The sequence below is a fragment of the Natrinema pellirubrum DSM 15624 genome (genome assembly GCF_000230735.2).
GTDB lineage: Archaea > Halobacteriota > Halobacteria > Halobacteriales > Natrialbaceae > Natrinema > Natrinema pellirubrum.
In genome coordinates, this window is record NC_019967.1 from 281,008 (window position 1) to 287,800 (window position 6,793).

General features: G+C 55.8%; 7 protein-coding genes. 4 read left to right on the plus strand and 3 right to left on the minus strand.

All coding sequences use genetic code 11. From position 1 onward, the window contains the following. The first annotated feature begins 26 nt into the window (after window positions 1-26). Window positions 27-344: a hypothetical protein gene (locus NATPE_RS19690; protein ID WP_015310324.1), complete on the plus strand. Its 318-nt coding sequence runs from the start codon at window positions 27-29 to the stop codon at window positions 342-344. Window positions 345-542: 198 nt separating this feature from the next. Here the strand turns inward: NATPE_RS19690 and NATPE_RS19695 are convergent, their stop codons facing one another. After that, window positions 543-818 (minus strand): winged helix-turn-helix domain-containing protein, encoded by a 276-nt coding sequence (locus tag NATPE_RS19695; protein ID WP_006183404.1) that lies wholly within the window; start codon window positions 816-818, stop codon window positions 543-545. A gap of 124 nt (window positions 819-942) precedes the next feature. On the opposite strand from NATPE_RS19695, the gene NATPE_RS22485 reads away from it, so the two are divergent. Beyond that, entirely contained in the window at window positions 943-1,101 is a 159-nt protein-coding gene (locus tag NATPE_RS22485) for a DUF2080 family transposase-associated protein (protein WP_015310325.1), read from the plus strand. A gap of 2 nt (window positions 1,102-1,103) precedes the next feature. Next, window positions 1,104-2,816 (plus strand): RNA-guided endonuclease InsQ/TnpB family protein, encoded by a 1,713-nt coding sequence (locus NATPE_RS19700; protein ID WP_006183405.1) that lies wholly within the window; start codon window positions 1,104-1,106, stop codon window positions 2,814-2,816. Between the two features lie 162 nt (window positions 2,817-2,978). Here NATPE_RS19700 and NATPE_RS19705 read toward each other — a convergent pair whose 3' ends face one another. Continuing rightward, the gene (locus NATPE_RS19705) at window positions 2,979-4,511 is read right to left on the minus strand and encodes a transposase (RefSeq protein ID WP_015310326.1); all 1,533 of its coding nucleotides are present in this window, start codon (window positions 4,509-4,511) and stop codon (window positions 2,979-2,981) included. 66 nt (window positions 4,512-4,577) lie between these two features. On the opposite strand from NATPE_RS19705, the gene NATPE_RS19710 reads away from it, so the two are divergent. Further along, window positions 4,578-5,393, plus strand: a complete 816-nt coding sequence (locus NATPE_RS19710) for an IS5-like element ISNpe14 family transposase (RefSeq protein ID WP_015298633.1) — start codon at window positions 4,578-4,580, stop codon at window positions 5,391-5,393. Window positions 5,394-6,231: 838 nt separating this feature from the next. On the opposite strand, the gene NATPE_RS19715 is transcribed toward NATPE_RS19710, so the two are convergent. Beyond that, window positions 6,232-6,570, minus strand: coding sequence for a DUF6788 family protein (locus NATPE_RS19715; RefSeq protein WP_006183538.1), 339 nt, complete (start codon window positions 6,568-6,570; stop codon window positions 6,232-6,234). Window positions 6,571-6,793 lie beyond the last annotated feature (223 nt).

Sequence of the window (6,793 nt, forward strand, 5' to 3'; positions counted from 1 at the left end):
TCAAAGAGGCATAGAAAGAGGGGAATATGCGTAAGCCGTCGGTGAAATGTGCGCTCCTCGCAGCAATGATAGCCGAGCATCGGTGGGGCTCGCCTATCGTTGAAGAGAACCTCCTCTCTATTGCTGCTATCGAGACGAGTGACTACCCCACCGCCAGCGACGTCTTCGACGAGCTGCGGTCCAAGCCCTACATCACGAATCAAGGGAACCGAGGAATCGAACTCGACAACAGCGAGTTCGGTCACCTAGCCGATGTCCTCTACCACGAGTGCGACTGGGAACCGTTTGAGATCAAAAGCCGCCTGAAACACTACGAGGGCTGGGAAACCCACGACTGGGCGTGACCGTGTTCAGACTTACGTAGGCAGCTCGTACCCCCTCGTTTGAGTCCCCGGTGGGGCGACTATAGCCCAACTGCGCGTGATCTACAATGCCGATCATAACAGTCAGTTTCACATTACGAAAAGGCGGCTGCAGCCCGTGGTCTGTTGCGGAGCTGTCGGCTTCCTCTCCGGCTCGAAACCGCTGACTCATTCCTCGACTTACTCGGTTGCTTGTCCCGGACGTGGCGCTTGTGCATACTTATCGATCTCGGGCGTGGTGTCCAGCCGCGTATACATATCCTGCAACGTCGCTTCAGCTCGCAAGAGGCCCGCCTCCGATAGCAACGCTCGTCCCTCCTCTGTCAGCCCGTAGAAGCGCCAGGGAAGATCTCGTTGTCGACGGTCGTCGGGAAGCATCCGTTCCTCGACGATACCGTCCTCGATCAAGATCTCGAGATGCTCGCGGATCGTACTCTGGCTCTTGCTTGGGTTCACGTAGCTGAGTTCCTTGAGCGAGGGTTGCGTAACTGTTACAAGATTTAGTATGAAACAGTAGCCTCCAGTAGCGATTCAGACCCGACTCGAAACCGCTTTACATATGTATACCATATAGAATGGTATGGGTGACCGCTACGAGATTGAAGGTGAGGAAATCGTTGAACGGGAGGTCAAACCATTCGGAAGCGGGGGCGCACACGTCACCGCACCAAAAGACTGGATTGGCGCTGACGTGAAGCTCGTCCGCACAACCACCCCAGACCCTACCGACGACGAGTAGCAATGCAACTCACCGAACAGTTCCATGTCCCGGACGACTGCCACGAGGCGTGCGACCGTCTCACCACACTCGTCCAGAAACACACCCAGCGACTTCTTACCGACGAATACTGGACAGACCAGCATCTCGACGCACTCAAAAACCACACTGGACAATCCTACACCTACATCCGAGACAACGACCACGACGCTTTCGAGAACGTCGATGAATACGTGTACAGCCGGTTCAAACGGTGTGTCTATCACCGCGTCACGCACGTCCTTGACGCCCACGCTGACGAATATCAGGCGTTCAACTTTGTTCTTGACACGGTTGCTGACCGGAAAATCAAACAGAGTGGCTGGAAACGACTCCGCAACCAACTGTTCAAAGACCACACACCGTATATCGAATGGCGGGTCTTAGAATCGGTTGTCGAACAACTCAACCAGTATTACGACCGACACGGCCACTTCCCTGAGAAATACACTGAACTGGTCGGCACGCCAGAACCGAACGGCACACTTCCGTATGCACCGGATAAGGGCGACTATCACATCCACGAATTGACGGTCGAAGATGGCGACCTCGTGTTCGTGGTGAACGCGCCGGACTCACTTTCCCCGGACAGTTACCATAATTGGACTGAGCATGAAATTCGGTTCCCTACGCATTCACGGTTTTGCGAACTGGTTGGGGTTGGTGACGTGAAAGCACCGACCCTCCACACGTCTGAACACGGCTACACGGTAGATGTGCCAGTAGACGTACCCGAAAATGACATAGACACAGTGGAGAACCGTGTCTTGGCCGTTGACCTCGGTGTGAAAAAGCAGGCAACGACCGTTGTGCTTGATGACGGCGAGGATGAGACACACAAGCAGGTCGCTCCACCGGAGTTCATCGATCACCCCTCCAAGGACAAATTGTTTCGGGTGAAATCTGATGCGGAAGGCATCAACGACCGTCTCAGTGAACTGCGGCGGCAGGGCAAAGACCATACTGACCGGTTCGATCACCTGTTGAGTGAGTATCAGCAGACCCGGCAGAAAGAACGCAGACTCCGAAACCAAATTCAACACGATGTAGCCAACCAGTTGGTGTGGTTGGCGGCTGAATACGACTGTGAGACCATCGTGTTTGAATCGCTCGGCCAGCTAGACTCCGGTAACACGAGTGGCAGTGTCGCATGGTCGATTAGTAGTTGGGCGCGCGGCGAACTACTCGAATACACCGACTACAAGGCCGAACTGTTGGGTGTTGATGTTTCGACGGTGAATCCGTGGGGCACCTCACGTCACTGTCCCCATTGTGGTGAGAAAGGGCAGACCGTGAAAGCGCCAAACGACCACACTGAGCAACGTCACGGAGGACACTTCCACTGCCCTGTGTGTAGCTACGAATGCGACCGTGATGTGGTCGGCGCAGTGAATGTCGGGCGGAAGCACCTGTCTGAGTCACGGATGGAACAGGCGAACCCGGTTGAGTATATCTCGACTGGGAAGCACGCCAGTTTTCCATCACACACTGACTCAACTGCCGAGAATGACGTGTGTGCCCGTTCTTCGTCCGGCCCTGATGGGTCGGTATCTGGCGTTCAGTCTACGACCAACACCGAACAAGAACAGGATTTGGCGAGTGGTCGGCAGACCCGACTGCCTCAGTTCCGTGCGTCGTCACTTACTACGATAGCCTGTTGCACGTTCAAGATCAATTCGTCAGACATGGCAGCGTGAGACTGATCCAGTGCGAATCTGCCGAGTGATAATCAATTCGGTGAGAGAAGTCTCAGAAACGCTCGCTGAATCGGGTGTTGGAGTCAGTTTTCGATCACGAATAGAGCCGCCTGAGAGCAATGCCTCTCAGGCGGCGCGTGCTTCGACTCCGGGCAGGGGCCGTCAGATGAGGCGACTGGGAGAACGTATCAGTCCTGGTTTCCCCTGTCGTTTTGCGGTGAGTGACGTCGCGACCAGAGCGACTGCCGAAAGCACGACGTGAGTTTCCACGTTGTTCTCCTTGCGTGCGCGGACGCGATCGAGGCCGGTAAAGGACTTCAGCCGAGAGAATACTCGCTCGACACCTGCCCGCAGGTGTCGATGCATTCGTTCCTTAATCGCCTGGAAGATGTAGGTCTCTTCGACGCTGCCGACCTCGACGCCGTACTCTGAGAGTTGCTCTTGTGGTAACCGTTCGAGTGCGTCGTACGGACTGTCGATCTCGTCACCGTGGTTCTTGAACAACTCCTTGATCTCATCGCGGATCGCCTTCAGTGGCGCTGAGCGTCGTGGATTGATCGCCGTCAGCAGCGGACAGTTAAGTTTCTCCTGGGTGAACTCTCGATTGCCTTGGCTGTCGAAGCCCGCATCAGCCAGTGCTGCCTGGAGATCGTCGGTGTCGTACCGCTCATCGAACTCCTCGATGAGCGGTTCGAACGCCGCACAGTCGTTCCTGCTGCCGGTCTCCATCGTGATGGCGACCGGCAGCTCTGCGGCTACGTCCACGACGATGTACACCTTGTACCCGTAGAACTTCCCCTCGTGTTTGCCCCAACTCGCTCCCTCGACCTCACCGTCGTCGATCTCTTCTCGTGTGTTTGCCCAGGCGGCGATGTGCGTGCCGTCGATCACGACGAACTCACCGGCGTGATCGTGATCAGCGAGTAAGTCGCCACACATCGACTGGAGGCAGTCACGGAGTTCATCGGGGTGAAGGTCGTCGAAGGCACGCCAGAGCGACGTCCCGTCCGGGACGTCCTCTGGCTCGTAGTCGAGAGCCTCCCGGAAGGAGTGATTCCGTCGGAGACGGCGTTCGAGGGCGTCGAAGGAGTCGCCCTCGAACTGCCGGAGGACCAGAGCGGCGGCTCGTTCGGGCGGGATCGACTGAATCTCTGAGACAGCAACCGAGAGAAACGTCGCGAGAAGTTCGTCGCGGTAGAGATAGCCCTCTTCGTCGGTATCAACTGGACTGACGTCGGTCGGCTGATCGGTTTCGCGTTGGCTCAGCTGGGCGTCCCGCAGGGACGGCCAGCTGTGGACGTAGACCGTCGTGTTCCGGTGTTCGACAGCGTGGATCTCCTGTTGGTCGGCGAGGTTCCGGAGCGCTCGGTAGCAGCGTCGATCGAGGAGATCGTTGGCTTCGGACGGAGTAAGCCCGGAGGGGCGTCTGAACACGAGATGCTTGAGCGTGGACTTGGTGTCTTCTTTGCGGTGGAAGACGGCGACGCCGTCATCCACCTCGGGTCGCCAGAAGCCGTCATGGGTGGCACGATGGCCGACAACGTGTTTGCTAGCGACGTACTGACCGTTATGGTTCAGGGAGGTGTAGAAGGTGTTTGTCGAGGCAATTTGGTCGATATACCACGCCGGCACGTCGGTGCCGGCGCGGAGCTCGTCTTTGGAGGCGACTTGCTCTGTTGCAGCGTCGAATAGCACCAGTTTCAGCCTTGTTCTCGGCTGATTTCCGTGAGGCTTGTGGGGAATTGGACGCCGTCTTGCGATATGAGGTCGAAACGGCCGATCATACGGCAGTGTAAGAATCTTGCCAAACAGCACGTGGATAACCCTGACGAACCCGCTGCGCCGGACGGCGCCAGCGGGTTCGCCGAGTGGACTCAGATCGCGTTTATCCTCTTGCATGCGGAACTCGACAAAGATTTCCGAGAGACTGAAGCATGGTTCAATGACTCCAGAGCCATCCGTGAAGAGCTTAACATCGACAAATCGCCGGATCACACCACGCTCTGTCGATGGGAGCAACAGGTCGACATGCGTGAACTCCGCAGCCTGCTCCGCCGCAGTGCGGAGCAGGCTGGCTGGTCGGGAACAGCAGCAATCGACGCCAGTGGCTTCCAGCGAGATCAAACCAGCTATCATTACCGGAATCGTGCTGGCTTCTCGTTTCACAAGCTGAAGACAACGATTTTGGTCGATACAGAGTCACTGGCGATCAAAGACGTTCATTTCACGACGAAGCGCAAGTGGGACGGACACATCGGCTTGCAGGTCTATCGGCGCAACGCCGAAGACCTGCAAGAGTTCCTTGCAGATGCGAACTATTCGTGGTCAGATCTCAGAGAGGAGTGTCGCGCTGGCGCGACACGACCGCTAATCAAACACAGGGAGCACAATGCGCTGAAGAAAGCGCATAACGCTCGGATGGACGAAGATCTGTACCATCAGCGGACACTGAGTGAGACTGCGTTCTCACTGCTGAAGGATGACGGTGAGAAGTTACGCTCTCGGAGCTGGCACGGCCAGTTCCGAGAGCTCACGCGCAAGTGTATCGTGCATAACCTATCGCAGGCGGCGAGTTAGGGCTCGCCGCCTGCTCTCTTTCTCTGGACGTATCCGCCAGAGACATCGCCGTCATCCACGTACGGGTTCTCACAAAGTGACCTAATTCTGATGGTTGCAGAATCAACGAACTGTACTCCTCCCACATCATCCAGATCTCAAAACCATTAGTACAGGAGTTCTAACGCCATCTGCCTGAATATCAAAATTTCAATACTGCCGCCGTCTTGCGTTCAACAGAGCAAGGCGACTTCATCGTGGGTTCGAAGGAACTGACGAACGGTGGCCTTATGCGAAGCGGTGGTGTTCTTACTGGTGTCGGATCTTTGTGTGTACATACCATCGATCCGACTTCTAATCTAGTTAAAGTGACTATTCTAGCTCGTAGTGATATCGCTTGGACATACCTGAGCTAATTTCGAACTCGTGCAACGGGCTATACGACACGGCGTGAGGCAGGTACGGGTGGACTGCATCAAAACCATGGTAGTAACACGGCCTCGCGGCAGGCCAGCGGTAGTGTGACACAGCACGTTCTCGCCAGTGCGACCGGTTCAACCCGAATACTACCAAATACTACTGAAAATTAGAACGGTAACTGCTTCGGATGGGATAGGATATTCTGAATCAAAACGAAGCGGGTCTCCTGGGTGACGGTGTTGAGACGCTGGCGCTGAGTTTCAACGGTACTGTCTATCCCGGAGAGCGTCCGTGGCGTATCCGAGTTCGAGGGATCAGATGGCATAGTAGGCGTTCATAATCATAGGCCGACCGTCGATTCACCCCAAGCTATGGCCGCTTGAACATTAACTACTTTGGCGAGCACCAAATTGGTATAGACCGAGCCGAAGAGAGACGATCATTCCGTGACCGCTCCTTTGTACTCCCAGTCGAGACTATCCCCTTGTCGGCGGACGATGTACTTGTAGGGGCCATGGAGCTCGCCAGATTGGCACTTGCAGTTGTCTTTGCCACAGCTGACTTTCTTGATCACCACAGTCCCCCCGCTCGATTCTTCGACGGCTTCGATCGTCTCGCCTTCGCCGGCGTCGATATCTTCGGCAGCGACGTCCTGGCGGTACTCGAGGAGATCGTCGATCCAGTCCCGGAGGGTGCGTAAGTCTGCGTCGTCTTGCTTCGGGACGCCCTCAGCGAGATACTGCGGGAGCGAATCGGGAGCCGGTGGTCGAGGGGTCATTGTCTTACCAAACAACACGGACTACTAGAGAATAAATGTTTGGTAAGATTTGAGAGCAACCCTCCAGCATTTCCGGAGCAATCACTATCGAGAGTCGCTGAATCGGCTGATTATCGAGAATTCAGTAGCTCGGGAGGTTTGGTATCCACCCTTCCGCCAGTTCCGGATCTTTACGTTTCCATGATACTAGAGACACCAGATTAGATTCATAAAATAGTGGGGT